Annotated in this window: 13 protein-coding genes and 1 pseudogene; 5 read left to right on the plus strand and 9 right to left on the minus strand. The window is 70.1% G+C overall.

Annotated elements, in window-relative coordinates:
• Positions 1 to 37: 37 nt before the first annotated feature.
• The 5 genes and pseudogenes from DMC61_RS29000 to DMC61_RS29020 all read right to left on the minus strand — a co-directional run bounded on the left by DMC61_RS29000 (position 38) and on the right by DMC61_RS29020 (position 7,003).
• On the minus strand, positions 38 to 649 hold the full coding sequence (locus DMC61_RS29000) for a TetR/AcrR family transcriptional regulator (RefSeq protein WP_125692950.1): 612 nt from the start codon (positions 647 to 649) through the stop codon (positions 38 to 40).
• Positions 649 to 1,482 carry a class I SAM-dependent methyltransferase gene (locus DMC61_RS29005; protein WP_125692951.1) on the minus strand — a complete coding sequence of 278 codons (834 nt, stop codon included), beginning with the start codon at positions 1,480 to 1,482 and terminating at the stop codon, positions 649 to 651. Before DMC61_RS29005 ends, DMC61_RS29000 begins: the two co-directional genes overlap by 1 nt.
• Positions 1,483 to 1,554: 72 nt before the next feature.
• Positions 1,555 to 2,334: pseudogene (locus tag DMC61_RS29010) on the minus strand (hypothetical protein); the annotation flags it as partial.
• Entirely contained in the window at positions 2,235 to 4,307 is a 2,073-nt protein-coding gene (locus tag DMC61_RS42025; RefSeq protein WP_125692953.1) for a YhgE/Pip domain-containing protein, read from the minus strand. The pseudogene DMC61_RS29010 and the gene DMC61_RS42025, both read right to left, overlap by 100 nt.
• Positions 4,307 to 7,003: an MMPL family transporter gene (locus DMC61_RS29020; RefSeq protein WP_125692955.1), complete on the minus strand. Its 2,697-nt coding sequence runs from the start codon at positions 7,001 to 7,003 to the stop codon at positions 4,307 to 4,309. The genes DMC61_RS42025 and DMC61_RS29020 overlap by 1 nt, the downstream gene beginning before the upstream one ends.
• A gap of 116 nt (positions 7,004 to 7,119) precedes the next feature.
• Between DMC61_RS29020 and DMC61_RS29025 the strand changes: the two genes are divergently transcribed.
• The gene (locus DMC61_RS29025; protein WP_125692957.1) at positions 7,120 to 7,773 is read left to right on the plus strand and encodes a TetR/AcrR family transcriptional regulator; all 654 of its coding nucleotides are present in this window, start codon (positions 7,120 to 7,122) and stop codon (positions 7,771 to 7,773) included.
• A 181-nt stretch (positions 7,774 to 7,954) separates the two neighbouring features.
• Positions 7,955 to 8,395, plus strand: coding sequence for a hypothetical protein (locus DMC61_RS29030; RefSeq protein ID WP_125692959.1), 441 nt, complete (start codon positions 7,955 to 7,957; stop codon positions 8,393 to 8,395).
• Here DMC61_RS29030 and DMC61_RS29035 read toward each other — a convergent pair.
• From DMC61_RS29035 to DMC61_RS29050, 4 genes are all read right to left on the minus strand, one after another.
• Positions 8,367 to 11,249, minus strand: a complete 2,883-nt coding sequence (locus DMC61_RS29035) for a BTAD domain-containing putative transcriptional regulator (protein ID WP_199750129.1) — start codon at positions 11,247 to 11,249, stop codon at positions 8,367 to 8,369. The two genes, DMC61_RS29030 and DMC61_RS29035, sit on opposite strands and share 29 nt — an antisense overlap.
• Positions 11,250 to 11,269: 20 nt before the next feature.
• A complete protein-coding gene (locus DMC61_RS29040; RefSeq protein ID WP_125692963.1) occupies positions 11,270 to 11,932 on the minus strand; it encodes a response regulator transcription factor in 663 nt (220 codons plus the stop codon).
• Entirely contained in the window at positions 11,929 to 13,095 is a 1,167-nt protein-coding gene (locus DMC61_RS29045) for a sensor histidine kinase (protein ID WP_125692965.1), read from the minus strand. The genes DMC61_RS29040 and DMC61_RS29045 overlap by 4 nt, the downstream gene beginning before the upstream one ends.
• Positions 13,096 to 13,207: 112 nt before the next feature.
• Positions 13,208 to 13,579 (minus strand): MmcQ/YjbR family DNA-binding protein, encoded by a 372-nt coding sequence (locus DMC61_RS29050; RefSeq protein ID WP_125692967.1) that lies wholly within the window; start codon positions 13,577 to 13,579, stop codon positions 13,208 to 13,210.
• A gap of 113 nt (positions 13,580 to 13,692) precedes the next feature.
• On the opposite strand from DMC61_RS29050, the gene DMC61_RS29055 reads away from it, so the two are divergent.
• From DMC61_RS29055 to DMC61_RS29065, 3 genes are all read left to right on the plus strand, one after another.
• Positions 13,693 to 14,907, plus strand: coding sequence for an SGNH/GDSL hydrolase family protein (locus DMC61_RS29055; protein ID WP_125692969.1), 1,215 nt, complete (start codon positions 13,693 to 13,695; stop codon positions 14,905 to 14,907).
• Between the two features lie 210 nt (positions 14,908 to 15,117).
• Entirely contained in the window at positions 15,118 to 16,503 is a 1,386-nt protein-coding gene (locus DMC61_RS29060) for an FAD-binding oxidoreductase (RefSeq protein WP_125692971.1), read from the plus strand.
• A 27-nt stretch (positions 16,504 to 16,530) separates the two neighbouring features.
• Positions 16,531 to 17,793, plus strand: a complete 1,263-nt coding sequence (locus DMC61_RS29065) for a class I SAM-dependent methyltransferase (RefSeq protein ID WP_125692973.1) — start codon at positions 16,531 to 16,533, stop codon at positions 17,791 to 17,793.

Genomic DNA, 17,793 nt, shown 5'->3' on the forward strand with positions numbered 1-17,793 from the left:
TTACCCAGAACGCCCGCCGATCAACCCGTCACGGGAATCACCGCACCGCGATGCCTTCCAGCACCGTCTTGACCACGGCTTTCACGGCCGGCGAGGTCGTCACTCGCGGGCCGTGCGGGAGCAGTGCGGTGAGCACCGATTCGTGGCAGACGCCGACCAGCATCGCCGCGGTCGCGTCGACATCGCCGTCCAGCCTGCCGAGTTCCTTTTCCTCGCGCAGGTATCGGGCGAGGCGATCCCGCCAGGTCTCACCGTCCCCGGTCAGTTCGCCGAACCGCGCGAGTACGGCGGGGCGGGCGAGCAGGCCGGCGAACGCGGGCAGGATCTCCTTGTGCAGAGCCAACCCGTACGCCAGATGGGCGCGGAGGTTGCCCTCGACCGTGGCCGAGCCGGGCGCGGGCAACTCGCCGAGGCCGGCTTCGACCCGCCGCACGTGTTCCGCCAGCGCGTCGGCCAGCAACTCCTCCTTGTCGGCGAAGTGGTTGTACAGCACGCCATCGGCGACCCCGGCCGCCCGCGCGATGGCCCGGACCGTGAGTTCCGCGGTGCCGTTGGCGGAAATCAGGTCCGCGGCCGTGCCGATCAGATGCTCGCGCAGACTCCGGCCGTCTTCGGTGTCGCGCAGTGCGGCGGCTTTCCTCGGTGCCATCAGGATTTCGCCCTGACCAGCCAAGCGGCACCACGCAGCCGAACACCGCCGGGCCCGTCAAAAGGTTGGAGCGCTGCCGAAAGCGCCTCTCGCGCGCCGTTCGCCGCTTCTTCGCCGGCCAGACCGAGGTGATACTTGACCGGCCCCCAGTCGGCGATGAACCCGGCGGCGTCGGCCACATCGCTCCCCCAGACTTGATCGGCCTCGACGCGAGTGGCCGTCACCTCGCGGAATCCGGCGTCCGTGAGCACCGAGCGAGCCCGTTCGGGATCGGCGAAAGCCGTCGGACCGGTACCGTCCTCGCCGGTCGGCGTCGGCAGGAACGGTGCCAGCGCACCGAAAACGGTGCCGAGATCGGTTCCCGCCAGTGCGGTCATGCACAGGAACGCGAGCCTGCCGCCCGGTTTCAGCGCCCGGCGTACGTTCGCGAAGGCGGCCACCGGATCCGCGAAGAACGTCACCGCGAACCGGCTGAGCGCGACGTCGAAAACCCCTTCCCCGAACGGGAAGACCTGGACGTCGCCCTGCTCGAACCCGACGTTCGCCACGCCTTCGGCCTCCGCGCGGGCCCGCGCCGTGGCGAGCATCGGCGCGGACAGGTCGATCCCGGTCGCGCCTCCGAGCGGGGCGCGGACGGCGGCGAGCCGGGTGACCTGTCCGTTCCCGCAGCCGATGTCGAGCACCCGGTCCCGCTCGCCGATTCCGGCCGCCTCGAACAGGAATTCGTTGAACCCGCTGTTCACCGCGTCGTAGCGCCCGTCGTGCTCGGCCCAATGCCGTCCCTCGTAGCCGTTCCACGCCTCGGACTGCGCGGTGTTGACGATGCCGGACATCCCAGAACCTCCTCCGTTATGAACACGCGTTCATGAACACGTGTTCATACTGGTCGAGACCCGGCCGCGCCGTCAAGCGGTGACGGTGAACTCGGCGGTGCGGACCTCGCCCTCGTGCTGGAAATCGAGGAACAGCCGGTAGGTCCCCGCCGTCGGGAACCCAGCGAAGAAGGTCACCTCGGGCCCCGCCGCGGTCCGGCCGTCACCGGGCTCGCCGTCGGGGTGGACGTGCAGATACGCGAGGTCGCCGCCGCGCAACGCGACCAAGTGCCCGTAGGCGCCAAGGTACGGCTGGAGATCGGTGACCGCACGGCCGTCCTTGGTGACCGTGAGGGTCACCTTCGACGGCATCCCCGGCATGAGTTCCCCGTCGAGACGGACCTGGTAGCCGTCGACCTCCGCGACGCGCGAGGTCCGGTATTCGACCGGACGGAAGTCCCCACCGGCGAAGAGGTCCACCCCCAAGGTGATCCCCTCGCCACCACTGGGCTTGAAGTCGGCGAAGACGCGGTAGACCCCGGCGTCGTCGATGGTCAGCGGGACCGACCAGATCCCGTCGTCACCGAGTTCGGGGTGGACGTGCTGGAACCCCGCGGTGTCGCGGCGGACGACGATGAGGTGCAGCCGCTTTTCGTGCTCGACGTCGTAGGCGGTCACCGGCGCGCCGTCGGCGCCGAGGATCCGGAAGGTGAAGGGAGCCGTCGTCCCGGGGATGAGCGTCGTAGTGGTGGGCGCGAGGGTGTAGCCACCCGTCACATACCCTTCAGGGGTAGCCGCAGTTCGCGTCCGGGCAAGGACCTCCGCCGGTCCGTCACCATGATCATCGCCAGGGTCCCGATCCCCAGCCACACCACGAGTTGCACGATCCCCGACGTCAGCCCGTCCGTCCCGGTCAGCAGCGACCGCAACGCCACCAAGGCGCCGTTGGTCGGCAGGATCCCCAGTACCGTCCCGAAAAAGCCAGGCACGGTCGAAACCAGCGAAGCGCCGACAGTGAGCACGAGGATCGCGAGGGCGGCGAAACGGCCAGGGCGTTTGAAGATGGCCACCAGCGCTTGGTTGACGACGGTGAACGTCCCCGCCGCGAGCACGAGTACCACCAGTAGCGTCACCGCCTTACCGAAGCTCAGGCCGAGGAACGCCCAGAACACCCCGGTCAGGATCAGTGCGGTCAGCACCGCCAGCGTCGCGCCGGGGACGGCCGCGGCGAGGATGATCCGCCAGCTCGGTTCGCGGGTGGTGAGCACGCTCGGCGGCACGGCCCGGATCACCTGGTACGTCGCCAGCGCGCACCCCCACAGCGCCAGCACGAGGATCAGCGCGACCGCGCCTTCGCCGAACGAGCCCGAACCCGCCGTGTCGGCGATCGCGGGGGTGGCGGCGACCTGTTTGAGGTGGTCGCGTTCGGCCTGGGTGTAATCGGGCACCTTGCCCCGGCCCTCGTCGAGGCCCTTGGCCAGCTCCGACGCACCGGATTCGGCGCGCTCGGCGCCGTCGGCGGCGGAGCGGGCACCGGTGGCGAGTTCACCGGCACCGGTGGACAGCGTCGTCGCGCCGCCGGCGAGTTGGCCGGAGCCGTCGGCGAGCTCCCGTGCCCCGGAGTCGGCGGCCTTGACCCCGGCGTCGAGTTTCCGCGCGCCGTCGGCCGCCGTGCCGATGCCGCCCGCGAGTTCCTTCGACTTGTCCGCGAGCTGCTTGTTCCCGTCGGCGACCTTCTGCGAGCCCGCCGAAAGGTCTTGCACCGCCTTCTTCGTCTGCACGACGGCGTCGCGGATTTCGGCACGTTTGCCGTCGAGGATCGCGGCGTCGGCCGTGAGCTTCTCCGAAGCGGCCTTGAGATCGGCGCAGAACTTCGTGTCCTGATCGCATTTTCCGGCCAGTTCGGCGAACTTCCGCGCCGAGTCGGCCGCCGACGGCAACGCGTCGATGATCCGTACGACCTTGTCCGCCAGCGGCGAGATCTTGTCGGCCAGTTGCTTGTTGCCGTTCGCGACCTGCTGTGCGCCGTCGGCCAGTTCCCTGGTCAGCCGGGGCAACTGGGCGGTGTCCTTCTCGGCCTGGGTCAGCCCCGACGACAACCGGCCGGAACCGGCGGCGAGCTGTCCGGTGCCGTTCGCGAGCTCGCGCGCGCCGTCCGCCAGCTGACCGGCCGCACCGCTGAGCTTTCCCGCCCCACCGGCGAGTTCTCCCGCGCCCGCGGCCAGTTTCCCGGTCCCGTCGGACAACTGCCGCAGCCCGACGACGAGCTGGCCGCTGCCGTCGGCCGCCTGCACCAGCTGCTGGTGGATCGAGGAGAACCCGACGTACAGATTGTCCACATAGGTCTCGACGATCTGCCGGTTCAGCGCGGTGAGCGTGGCGTTCGCGACCTCCCGGCTCGCCACCGGGTCGACCAGACCGGTGCGCTGTGACGTCTCGACGCGCATGATCGCCTGCTTCGCGTCGAGCGGTTCACCCGACGTCGAGGTGGCCTGCGCGGAGAAGTCCCGCGGAATCGTCACGACGGCCGAGTACGTGCCGTCGGAAATGCCCTCCTTCGCGTCCTCCGCGTCGGTGAGCACCCACGTGTACGCGGAATCGTCGCCGTGCACGAGGTTCCCGGCCAGTTCCCGGCCGAGCGGGATCAGCTGCCCGTTCACCGTCACCGGCTCGTCGTCGTTGACCACGGCGGCCTTCGCCGCACCGTGGTTGTCCTCGGGCGACCAGAACGCCCACGCCAGCCCGAGCGCCACGATCACCGGCACGAGCACGATCCCGAGCCAGGTTTTCCAGGTCAGCGGGCCGAAGGCGGTCGCGCGGGCGGAACCGGTGAAGAAGCGGGACATCAGCGGACCTCGGCGGGGACGGGGGCGGGTGTCATGGCGAGACCCGCGACGGCGGTGGTGGGTAACAGATCCCGCACGATGGCGAGGCTCTGGCAGGACACGGCGAACGTCGCGGCCCGGCTCGCGAACGCGGCTCGCAGGCCCGCGCGCTGGGCGGTGGCGACGACGGTGTCCAGGTCGTCGAGGAAGACGAGCGCGACACCGTCGTCGAGCGCTCGGCGGACCTCGCCGGCGGGATCGTCGGTCTCCTTACAGGCGACGAAGGCGACGTTCCGCCGGACGGCGTGCGCGTGCTGCGGCAGCACGCGGCCGAGGACCTTCAGGTCCCCGCGGACATTCGGCACCCGGCCGGCCAGCGCGTAGAGCAGCGCGCTCTTGCCCGCCGGGCCGGAACCGTGCACGGCGAGGATCTCGCCCGGGCCGAGATGCAGTTCGACGTCGCGGAAGATCGTGCGGCCCCGGTCGTCGTCGACCCGGAGACCGGCGGCACTGATCACTTCAGGCGAACCGGGCGCGGGCCAGTCGGCGAGCCGGAGTTCGTGGACGAGACCGTCGCCCTCGGCGTCGAACACCGGGAGTTTGCGGTCCAGCCACGGCGGCAGGCCCCAGGCACGCGGGCCCAGCAGTGCGAGGATCGCCGGGACGAGCGTCATCCGTACCAGGAAGGCATCCACGAACACTCCGACCGCGAGGCTGAACGCGATCGGTTTGATCGTGGCGCTGCCGTCGGGCACGAAGGCGGCGAACACGCCCAGCATGATCACTGCCGCCGCGGTCACGACCCTCGACGCGGACACGAAGCCCGTCTCGATCGCTTTGTGCGCGTCGCCGTGATGGACGTAGTCCTCCCGGATCCGGGACACCAGGAACACCTCGTAGTCCATGGCGAGTCCGAAAAGGACACCCATCAGGATGATCGGCAGGAAGCTGATCACGCTGCCGGTGCGGGTGACGCCCAGCGCCTCCGCCAGATGTCCCTGCCCGAACACGAACGACGTCGCGCCGAACGCCGCACCGATCGACAGCAGGTAGCCGAAGGTGGCTTTGAGCGGCACGAGGATCGAACGGAACACCATCGCCAGCAACACGAGCGAGAGCCCGACGACCAGGATGCCGAACGGCAGCAGCGCGTCACCGAGTTGCGTGGACACGTCGATGCCGACGGCGGTGAAGCCGGTGACCGCGGTCTGCACGCCGTACCGGTCCTTGAACTGTCCTTCCATCGATCGCAGCCGTTCGACGAGGTCGTCGGTCGCCTCGTCGTAGGCGCCGGTCGTCGGCACGACCTGGATGATCGCGGTGTCGCCCTTGGGGTTCGGCGTCGCGAGCGGGACGACGGCGACGCCGGGCACCTTGCGGATGTCGTCGGCGATGCCGTTGGTGATCCCGACCGGGTCGGTGGTCGACAGGATGTCCGCGGTGACGACCAGCGGCCCGTTGAAGCCGGGTCCGAAATGCTCGGCCACGGCGTCGTAGGCGACCCTGGCCGGGGTGCCGTCCTCGTCGGTTCCGTTGTCCGGCAAGGCGAGCCGGAGATCCAGCGCGGGCACCGAGGCGATCGCGAGCACCCCGACGATCAGTCCGATCGTGACCCACGGCGACTTCGTGGCGAGCCGGACCCAGCGGAGGCTGAACCGCGTCTTCTTCTTGGTCTTCCGTGCCTTCCGCGGCTTCTTGGGCCGCAGCCGCTCACCGGCGAACGCCAGCAGTGCGGGGATGAGGGTGATGGCCACGATCACCGCGACCGCGACGCCGCCCGCCGCCGCGATCCCCATCGTCGTCAGGAACGGGATCCCGGCGACGAACAGGCCCAGCAGGGCGATCACCACGGTGAGCCCGGCGAAGATGACCGCGGATCCGGCGGTGGCGGTCGCCCTGGCGATGGACTCCTCGACCTCGAGACCTTCGGCGAGCTGATCCCGGTGGCGGGAAAGGAGGAAGAGCGCGTAGTCGATGCCGACGGCGAGCCCGAGCATGACCGCGAGCATCGGCGCCGTGGAGGACACCGTCGCCACCGACGTCGCCGCGTAGACCAGCGCCACCGAGACGCCGACGCCGAGAATCGCCGTCAGCAAAGGCATTCCGGCCGCGATGAACGAACCGAACACCGTCAGCAGCACCACGAGCGCGATGACGAGGCCGATCCCCTCGGTGGGGCTGAGCTTCGGCACCTTGTCCGAGAACGCGTCGCCGCCGGTGAGCACCTCGGTGCCGTGGCCGATCCGGTTCTCCAGGTCCTGTGCGATCCCGGCGAGCGCGGTCCGGGTCGACGGCTGGATGTCGGCGAGCCCGACGTCGAGTTGCACGGTGACCAACGCGGCGCGGCCGTCCTTGGACACCGCGTCGTGCACGGCCGGGTCGAAGGGGTTGACCACCGTCGAGACCTGCGGGGCCCCGGTCAGCTCCGGGACCACGGCGGAGACGGAGTCGCGCACGGCCGCGGAATCGGCCCGCTGTCCTTCCGGGACGAGCACCACCAACTGCGCCGAAGTCCCGCTCACCTGAGGGAAGACGCGCCCGAGGTGATCGAGCGCCTCCTGCGACTCCGAGCCGGGGATCGCGAACGTGTCGTCGGTGCCCTGGCCGAACAGCAGCGCCGCGCCGCCGGAAACGCACAGCACGATCAGCCACAACGCGGTGACCAGTACGCGTCCGCGGGCGGCCAGCCTGCCGAGGCGGTAGAGGAATGACGACACGATCGGCTCCCGGCGCTCGTTGGATACATGGCGTATCGTAATACACGCTGTATCCGATTCACGATGTATCCTGTCCCACAGCCGGGTGAACCGGGCCGATGCGAAAGAATGGCGAGATGACCGAGGAGCGGAGCGCCACCATGACCAGGCGCCGGGCGGACACCCGCCGACGGCTGATCGACGCGGCGTACGAGGCCTTCTCCGAACGCGGCATCCGGGACACCCCGGTCGAGCTGATCTGCGAACGCGCCGGCTTCACCCGCGGCGCCTTCTACTCGAACTTCAGCTCGAAGGAAGACCTCTTCCTCGCCCTGTTCCAGGAGGAGAACGCGATCCGGCTCGAACGGTTCCGAGAGGCCACCGAGAGCGTGCTCGGCGGCACCGTCGTCGGCGCGCACGAAGACCTCTCCCCCACGCTCGGGCGGATCGCCGAACTGTTCATGGTCGCGCTCAACGCGGACAAGGACTGGTACCTGCTGTGCGCGGAATTCCGCACGCAGGGCCTGCGGCAGCCGGAGATCCGCGACCGGATCGGCGCCGCGTTCCGGTATTTCCACACCGAACTGGGCGCGATCCTGGTCGGTACCCTCGACCGGATCGGCCGGAAACTGACGATCTCGCCGGACGACGCGGTGCTCGTCCTGGTCGCCCTGTACGAACAGGGACTGCAGAACTACCTGTTGGAGGGCGGCGAACTCCCCGCCGACGGCCGGTTCGTCAGCGAACTGATCCCGAAGGTGATGGCGTCGCTCATCGTCCCGGTGAGCTGACGCCCCGTCCCGATAGCCGGTACAGGCATCTCCCTCGGGCACCCAGGTCGCTCACGACGGCGCCGGGGGTTGGCCGCCCGGGCGTGAGGCCACCGGCGTTTCATCGGGATTTCATGGCTCCGCCCTACGGTTCCGGGCACGGATCCGCGACCGCGGACCGGTGGTCCACGAGGAGACGTGCATGAGCCCGGCGAGCCGGACCCCGTACAACATGGTGACGCCCCGGGGCGACGCGCCGAGCCCCGGGCAACGGGACGGGGTCGTCGGCCCGGGTTGGAGCTGGGCGGCGTTCTCCACGCCGTGGGCCGACGGCCGCCCGTCTCCGAAGTACCGGTGGACGCTGTTCGACACCGCCGCGGACGCCGTCGACGATCTCCTTAGTTGTCTCGACGACGGCGCCGTCGGCCGTCGCGGCGCCCTGTGCTCCTCCGTGCTCCGCAAGCGCGGCGCGCCAAGGGAATTGGTGCTGTGCGACGCCGCGGAGTGGGCTTACGCCGTCCACGAGGTCCGCGCCGGGGTGCACCTCGCGGACGCCGCCGACACCTATTTCGCGCGCTGGCGGACGAACATGGCCGGGCACCGATTCACGATCGTCAACGCCGGAGTACCGACTGTCTGGTGAGTTCCAGGCCTTCCAGCGCGAGAGTGCGCTGAGCGGGATCGCCGTCGGGCCCGATGGTGGTGAGCACCCATTCGAAGTGCTCCCGCGCCGCCACCGGATCGCCCGCCGCGAGATGGGTGCGGCCGAGCCGGTTGCGGATCTCGGACTCCATCCCGACGACGGTCTCCTCCGTGACCGCCGTCAGCGCCCGCCGCTGCAGTTCGAAGGCCGCGTCGAGATTCCCCAGCTCCAGTTCCGCGGCGCCCAGCCGCGCGAGACTGGTCGCGATCAGCAGGCCGTCCGTGGTCTCTTCGGCGAGTTCGACGGAACGTCGGAGGTCCAACACCGCTTCGGCGAACCGGCCGGTTTCGAGGCGGACGGTGCCGCTGTGGCACAGCACCCTGGCCACCATCCCGGGACTGCCGATCTCCTCGCCCACCGCCTGGGCGCGCCCCAAGTGGCCGAGCGCTTCTTCGTGGTCGCCTTGCAGATAGGCGAGATAGCCCAGCGCGGACAACGATCTCTCAGCGAGCCAGCGGTCACCCACCTCCTCGGCCAGGACCATCACCCGCCGCATGCCGGGGATCGCGAGATCCTGCCGTCCCGCGATCAGGTCCACCATGGTGAGCCCGCCCAGTGCCCGCGCCTCCAGACCGCGGTCTCCGGAGGACCGACCCGCCTGCTGCGCGTCGTCGAACCAGCCGCGAGCCCGGTCCAGCTGTCCTTGCATGGCGTAGGCGTAGCCGAGGCAGAACTTCAGCGACGAGACGAGACGTCCGTCCCCGGCCCGTTCGGCCAGCGGCAGCGCGATCTGCAACGCCGTCCGGCATTCGTGGTACCGCTGCTGGCGCGCGAGGTAGTCGACCAGTCCCTCGGCGACAGAGCACGCGAGGTCTTCGAGCCCGGCTTCGGCCGCCTGGCTCACCACCTCCGGCAGATCGCCGACGGCGTCGAGCCAGGCGGAAGCGTCGCGCTGGCCGGTGAACGGACCGCCCGTCTCCAGCGGGAACCGCGCGACACCCCATTCGCTCGCCCGCCGGGCAGCGCCGAGGTACAACCTGTACACCCGTTTCCGTGCCGCTTCGGCGGCCTCCTCGGGCATTTCCCCGGCGAGCCGCCGGGCGTAGACGGCCACTAGGTCGTGCAGCCGGTAGCGGCCGCTCGCCGGCTCCTGCACGAGGCTGGCGTCGACCAGGCTTTCCAGTCGCCGCTCGGCTTCGGCGGGCGAACAGTCCAGCAGCGCGGAGACCGAGAGCCGGTCGAATTCGGCCGTCGGCGACAGGCCGAGCACACTGAACGCGTCCTGCTCGGCGGGCCGCAGCTGTTCGTACGACAGGCGCAGCGCCACCTCGACACTGCGGTCCTCGGCGGTCAGTTCGCCGAGCCTGCGCTCGTCGTCCGACATCCGGTCCACCAGGTCCTTGAACGTCCACATCGGACGGTTCTGCAGCCGGGCGCCCGCGATCCGCAGCGCGAGCGGCAGGCGCCCGCACAGCCCGGCGAGCGCGCGTACGGCGAACCGCTCCCCCTCGGCCCTCGGCGCTCCGACGATGCGGCCGAGCAGCCGTTCCGCCGCTTCGAGACCCAGCGCGCCGAGGGAAACACGGCGATCGGCGTCCAAACCGGACAGACGGCGACGGCTGGTCACCAGCACCCGGCTGCCCGGCCCGGACGGCAGCAGCGGCCGCACCTGCCCGGCGGACTCGGCGTTGTCGAGCACCAGCAGCAATCGCAGGTGCGCGGTCGCCGCGCGCCACGACGCGGACAGCTCGTCGAGATCGTCCGGCATGAGCCCGTCCTCGACCCCGACCGCGCGCAGCAGCCGCCGCAGCGCGCGCTCCGGCGTCACCGGCTCACGGCCTTCGGTGTAGCCGTGGAGATCCACGAACAACGCACCGTCCGGATAGGACTCGCGGAGCCGATGGGCCGCGCGCACCGCGAGCGTGGTCTTCCCCGCGCCGGGGACGCCGTCGATGGTGTCGACCGAGACCGACTCCGGATCGCCGTCCTCCACGAGCAGCGCGAGTTCCCGGTCCCTGCCGACGAGTTCGCCGTTGGTGGCGGGCAGTTCGTTGCGGATCCGGCGGGCGGGCTCCCTGCGCGGGGCGACGCCGAGCAGCGCTTCGTCCCCGCGCAGCACCGCCTCCTGCACCTGCCGCAGCTCCTCGCCGGGCTCGACACCGAGCTGCTCCACCAGCCGCTCGCGGACGTCGGTGAACACCTCCAGTGCCTCCGCCTGCCGCCCGCCGCCGTAGAGCGCGCGCATCAGCAGCGCGGCCAGCGGCTCGCTCGGCGGATCGGCGGACACCAGCGCCGAGAGCTCGCCGATCACCTCGTCGAACCGTCCGAGCTTCAGCTGGACCCGCAGTTTCCGGCGCAGCAACAGCAGTTTGCGTTCCTCCAGCCGTCGCCGCTCGCCCTGGACGAACGCGCCGGGCAGACCCGTCAGCGGCTCGCCGTGGAACAGCCGCAGCGCGTCGGCGAAGGTGTCCACCGCGGCGACGAGGTCGCCCGATTCCTCGGCGGCGACCGCGACGGCGGCGACCTCCTCCAGCCGGACGACGTCAAGGAGCACCCCATTACCGGAGAACCGGTAGCCGCCGCGATCGGACACGATCACCGAGTCCCGCGGCTTCGTCCCCGAGGTGTCCAGGCATTGCCGCAGCCGCCGGACGTACACCGGCAGCACGTTGGACTCCGGCGGCTTCTCCCAAAGCCCGTCGGTGAGTTCGTAATGGCTGACCGTCACGTCCGGGCGCAGCAGCAGCGCGGCGAGAACGGCCTGCTGGCGGACCGGACCGAGGTCCAGCCGGGTCTCGCCGTGCCAGGCCCGCAACGGGCCGAGCACCTCGAATCGCAGCTTCGGTTCCGACATGATCCCCCCTTCGTTCCGCACTAGCCCGGCACCACGATCCCGTGGTCGAACGCGTACACGATCGCCGCCGCCCGGTCCCGCAACTGGAGCTTGGTGAAGATCCGGCCGATATGGCTTTTCACGGTCACCTCCGAAATCACGAGAGTCGCGGCGATCTCCGCGTTGGTCAGCCCGCGGCCGATCGCCCTGAGCACGTCCTGTTCCCTCGGTGTCAGCAGTTCCGGTGAACGCCCGCCGCTGCCGTTCCCGGCGGCCTGCCGATAGGCGGCGAGCACCCGCCCGGTGACCCCGGGATCCAGCCAGGCGTCGCCCGCGGCGACCGCCCGCACGGCCCGGATCAGGTCTTCGGCGGGAGAATCCTTGAGCACGTAACCGGCCGCGCCCGCCCGCAGCGCGTCGGCCAAGAGGTTGTCGTCGTCGAAGGTGGTGAGCGCGAGTACGGGCGGATGCCCGCCGGTCCGCCGCAGCCGCCTGGTGGCCTCGACGCCGCCGATGTTCTTCATCCGCAGGTCCATAACGATGACGTCGACCTCGTGCTCGGCCAGCGCCGCGGGCACCTCCGAGCCGTCGCCGCATTCCCCCGCGATGACGAACCCGTCGCGCCGCCGCAGGATGCGCCGCAGCCCGGACCGGACCAGCTCCTGGTCGTCGACCAGCAGCACCTGGATCTCGGCGGCGGTCACGGCTTGGCTCCCGGCACGGTGACGCGAACGATCCACTGCCTGCCGCTGGGCCCGGCGCTCAGATCGGCGCCGAGCTGCGCCGCCCGGACGGCCATCCCGGCCAGTCCCGAGCCGTCCTCGGCCGCGCGCCGGACGGTCGCGGGGAGGGTGTTGCTGACGACGAGATCCAGCCCGGAACGGCCTGCGTTCAGCCGGACCTCCGCGGTCGCGCCGGGGGCGTGCTTGACGACGTTGACAAGTGATTCCTGCACGATCCGGTAGAGGCCCAATCCTTCCGAGGCGCCTACCCGGCCGAGGTCGCCTTCCTGTGTATAGCGCACCGCCAGTCCGGCGCTGCGGGTGCGTTCCACCAGCGTCGCGATGTCCTCCACGCCCGGGAGCGGCGCGCTCCCCGACGGGGAGTCGGCGAGCAGACCGACCGTGCGGCGGATGTCGGCCATCGCGGCCCGTCCCACCTGCTCGGCCTCGGTCAGCGCTTCGATCGCCTCGTCGACGTCGCGGTCCTGCTGCAGCGCGTGCCGGGCACCGGTCAGGTGCAGCAGGGTGATGCTGAGCGAATGGCCGACGACGTCGTGCACCTCACGCGCGATGCGCTGGCGTTCGGCGAGCAGCGCCTTGTCGCGGGAGACGTCGCGTGCGCCGCGTTCGGCGTCGAGCGCCCGGGTGTACCAGCGGACCACGAGCCCACCGCAGAGGCCGAGCAGGACCGCGACCATGTACACGGGCCCGCCGATCAGCCCGCCCCAGATCCCCGCCACGGCCAGCACCGACTCGCCGGCGACCGTGACGAGGGCGATCCCCCACGACGTGCGCAGGACACTGCCCGCTTCGGTGGCCGCGACCAGCAGCAGCAACGGCGCGAAATCCGGAAGCACCGGCTCGATGAGCAGGATCGCGGCCGCGACGATCAGCGCGGCCATCCGCACCCACAGCACGACCCAGCCCGTGAGCGCCCAGACCAGCGGTGTGGCGATCACGAGCAGCCCGCCCAGCGCGATCGGCTGCGGCGGCACCAAGGCGTCCCTCTGCACCACCGCGACCAAGGTGAACACCACGCTCACGAAGGTCGAACTCACCGGAACCCACCAGGGCAGGGCGAGCCCGGCCCGGGCGAGGCTCACCTGCGCCCGTGCCCGGAACCGGTCCCGCAAGATCTCCAGCACGGACATCAGCCTAGGAAGTCGCGGTATGCGCGTCATCGTGCGGCGGGCGGCACGCATCTCCGCCCACGGTAGGAGGCAGAGACCGATGAAATCCCGATGAAACCTCGGGCGCTCACTCCTGGCTGAGCGCGACCCAGTTCAGTTTCTCCTGTTCTCGTTTCGGCAGGCCCGCGACGACGAGGTCGTACGAGTCCTCGATCATCTCCCGGACGAAGTCGTCGGTCAGCGAACCGTCCAGCTCGACGGTGTTCCAGTGTCGTTTGTTCAGGTGGTAGCCGGGGATGATGGCCGGATGCTCGGCGCGCAACCGGACGGCCAGGTCGGGCTCGCATTTGAGGCTGATCCGGAGCGGTTTCGCCCTGAGCGGGCCGAGCGCGAACACCTTGCCCGAGACCTTGAACACGTTGATGTCCTCGCCGAACGGGAACTCCTCCCGGGCGCCCGGGAGGGCGAGGCAGAGCTTCGCGAGCGCGGCTGGCTTCATGGCGTTCAGGCTAATCGCGCCCACCGACAGAAACCTGTCCCGTCCGGGACGTTGACCGCTTGTCGGTGATTCACTGACGATGGGTGGAGCCGACTGGGTGGAGGCGAAACCGAATGCGCGTGAAGCAGCTCGCCGTAGCGGGAATCCTGTTGCTGGGCGTGGTGCCCGGGGTCGCCGCGGCGGCCCCGCCGTCCGGCGTGGAAAGCGCCGCCCCGAGCGGCTGGGTGGGCACCTGGGCGGCGGCCCCCGCGGCCGCGGTGGCCGGGACCGACAACGGCTATCCGAACTTCTCGATCCGCAACATCGTGCACACCAGCGTCGGCGGCCACGAGGTGCGTGTGCGGCTGTCCAACGCCTTCGGCCGGACTCCGGTGCTGTTCGGCCGGGTGACCGTCGCGGTCGCCGCCGGCCCGGACACCCCGCAGGCCGTGCCGGGCACGATGCGCACGCTGACCTTCGGCGGGGATCGCGAGGTCACCGTGCCGCCGGGTGCCGACATCCTCAGCGACGGTGCGGCGTTGACCGTGCCGAGGGACGGTGATCTCCTGGTCACCACGTACACGCCGACACCGTCGGGGCCGGTCACCTACCACCCGCTGGCGATGCAGAACTCCTACTTCACCCGGAACGGCGACAAAGCGGCCGACGAGTCGGCGGCGTCGTTCCCGGAGAAGACCGCGGTCTGGCACTACGTGTCCGGAGTGGATGTCCGGGGCCGCGGGCTGCGGGGCAGTGTCGTGGCGATCGGCGATTCGATCACCGACGGGGCGAACTCGACCTGGGGCGCGAACCTGCGCTGGCCCGATCAGCTCGCCGACAAGATCAGCGCGCGGACGGGCGTGCTCAACGCCGGGATCAGCGGAAACCGGCTCTTGCTCGACGGCGGCAACTACGGCGTCAACGCGCTGGCCCGGCTGGACCGCGACGTGCTCGGCCAGTCCGGCGTGCGGACGGCGATCGTGTTCGAGGGCATCAACGACATCCAGCAGACGCCGCACCAGGCCGACCCCAACAAGATCATCTCGGCGTTGAAGCAGATCGCGGGCCGGGCGCACGACCGCGGCCTGCGCGTGCTGGGCGCGACGATCACGCCGTGGAAGGGCTGGGGTTCGTACACGCCGCAGCTCGAGGAGACCCGGCAAGCGGTGAACCGGTTCATCCGGACGAGCCGGCTCTTCGACGGCTACATCGACTTCGACGCGGTGATCCGCGATCCCGCCGACCCGCAGCGGATGAAACCGGAGTACGACTCCGGCGATCACCTCCACCCCGGTGACAAGGGCTTCACCGCCATGGCGAACGCCGTCCCGCTGGCTGGGCTCGGCTAGGGCGTGTTTCATGAGCCCGTTCGATGGGCTTCGTGATCCAGGTGGTTCCTGGCGGTGCGGGCGGATCGGCCTCGTACCGGGTCGTACTCGGCCGCATCCGCCCGTGCCGCCAGGGACCGCCTGGGCGCGAAGACCGCGAACTTGGCTTATGAAACGCGCCCTGGGAAAGCAAGGGCTGCGCCAGGCGGTTCGGTGCGGCACGATGAACTGATGGCGAGCAGTGACAGCGGTATCCGGGAGACGGCGCGGCTGGTCCGGTTCGCCGAACACGAGGCGCGTGCCGAAATCCTCCGTGCGCAGCTCGCCGATCTCCACGGCACCGTCCGGCTGGCGAAGCGGACGTCGAACCTGTTCCGGGCACGGAAGGCGACCAGCACGCCGGGGCTGGACGTCTCGGGATTCACGCACGTGCTCGACGTCGATCCCTTGGCGCGCACGGCCGACGTCGAAGGCATGGTCACCTACGAGCAGCTGGTGGACGCGACCCTGCCGCACGGGCTGATGCCGCTGGTCGTGCCGCAGCTCAAGACGATCACGCTCGGCGGCGCCGTCACCGGCCTCGGCATCGAGTCGTCCTCGTTCCGCAACGGGCTCGTGCACGAATCGGTGCTGGAGATGGAGCTGCTCACCGGCGACGGCAGGATCGTCGTCGCCCGGCCGGACAACGAGCACAGCGATCTCTTCCACGGTTTCCCGAACTCCTACGGGACGCTCGGCTACGCGTTGCGGTTGAAGATCGAGCTGGAGCCGGTCAAACCGTACGTCCGGCTCGACCACGTCCGGTACGAAGACACCGAGGAGTACTTCGCGGCGCTCGGCGAGGCATGCCGGAGCGGGTCGGCGGACTTCGTGGACGGAACGGTCTTCGGACCGGGCGAGCAGTATCTGACGCTGGGTACCTTCACCTCGTCGGCACCGGTGACCAGCGATTACACCTGGCTCGACATCTACTACAAGTCGATCCGCTCCCGCGAGACCGATCACCTGAGCGTCCGGGACTACCTGTGGCGCTGGGACACGGACTGGTTCTGGTGCTCGCGGGCGTTCGGCGTGCAGCACCGGCTTCCCCGGCTGCTGCTGGGCAGGCGGCTGTTGCGGTCGTCGGTCTACTGGAAGGTCGTGGCGCTCGACCGCCGGTTCGGGATCGCCGCGAAACTGCTCAAGCTGCGCCGCCTCCCACCGGAAGAGACCATCGTCCAGGACATCGAAGTGCCGCTGTCGCGGGCCGCGGAGTTCCTGGACTTCTTCCGCCGCGAGATCCCGATCAGCCCGGTGTGGATCTGCCCGCTGAAGCAGCGGCCGGGCGGCGTGAACTCGCCGCTGTACGAAATGGACCCCGAGACGCTGTACGTCAACTTCGGGTTCTGGTCCGCCGTGCCACTGGACCCCGGCGAGGCGCCGGATACGCACAATCGGCTGATCGAGGCCGAAGTGACCCGGCTCGGCGGGCGGAAGTCGCTGTACTCCGACAGTTTCTATGCCGAAGAGGAGTTCTGGCGGCTGTACAACGGCGACGCCTACCGGAAACTGAAGACGGCCTACGACCCCGACGGCCGCCTGCTCGACCTGTACGCGAAATGCGTGCGGCGGCGGTGATCGGGCCAGGGAAGAAGAGAGACGACCATGGCTGAGACGACCACCGTCGGGAAGATCTTCGAGCGGTTGCTCGGCCCGAGCGCCGAAGTGTCCATCACCGCCTACGACGGCAGCACGAGCGGCCCGGCCGACGCGCCGGTGTCGATCCGGGTGCGGTCGCCGCTGGCGCTGACGTACCTGATGTCGTCCCCCGGCGACCTCGGGCTCGCCCGTGCCTACGTCGCCGGCGCGCTCGATGTGGACGGTGACCTCTACTCGGCGTTGCGCGCGCTCGTGGCCCACGTCGATCAGCTCAGCGCCGCGGACCGGCTGTGGCTGCTGCGCGAACTCGGGCCGAAGCACTTGCGCCGCGTCGCCCCGCCCGCCGAAGAACTGCCGAGCCGCGCCAAACGCGTCTTCGACGGGCTACGGCACTCGAAAGCGCGCGACAGCAACGCGATCTCGAACCACTACGACGTCTCGAACCGGTTTTACGAACTGGTACTCGGCCCGTCGATGGCCTACACGTGTGCCGCCTATCCTTCCGAAGGCGCGTCACTGGAAGAGGCGCAGGCGCACAAATTCGACCTGGTGTGCCGGAAACTCGGGCTGCGGCCCGGGATGCGGCTGCTGGACGTCGGTTGCGGTTGGGGCGGGATGGTCGAGCACGCCGTCGCGAACTACGGCGTCGAGACGCTGGGCGTCACCCTTTCGCGCGAGCAGGCACAATGGGCGCAGAAGGACATCGTGACCAAGGGGCTCGCGGACAAGGCCGAAGTACGGCACCTCGACTACCGCGATGTCACCGAAACGGGCTTCGACGCGGTGTCTTCGATCGGGCTCACCGAGCACATCGGCGCGCGCAACCTGCCGTCGTACTTCCGTTTCCTCGCCGGGAAACTGAAGCCGCACGGGCGCCTGCTGAACCACTGCATCACCAACCCGGACACCTCCGTCCCGCACCGGTCACGCGGGTTCATCGACCGGTACGTCTTCCCCGACGGCGAGCTGGAATCCGTCGGCGAGATCGCCACCGCGATGCACGACAGCGGGCTGGAGGTGCGGCATTCGGAGAACCTCCGCGAGCACTACGCCACCACCCTCGGTGCCTGGTGCGCCAACCTCGACGCGAACTGGGACGAGGCCGTCGCCGAAGCGGGCGCCGGCCGGAGCCGCGTGTGGGCGCTGTACATGGCCGCGTGCCGCCTCGCCTTCGAGCGCCGGGAAATCGAACTGCACCAGGTGCTCGGGGTGAAGGTCGGCCCGGACGGCGACGCGGGCATGCCGCTGCGGCCGGACTGGGGCGTTTAG

It is taken from the genome of Amycolatopsis sp. WAC 04169 (genome assembly GCF_003947535.1).
Taxonomy (GTDB): domain Bacteria; phylum Actinomycetota; class Actinomycetes; order Mycobacteriales; family Pseudonocardiaceae; genus Amycolatopsis; species Amycolatopsis keratiniphila.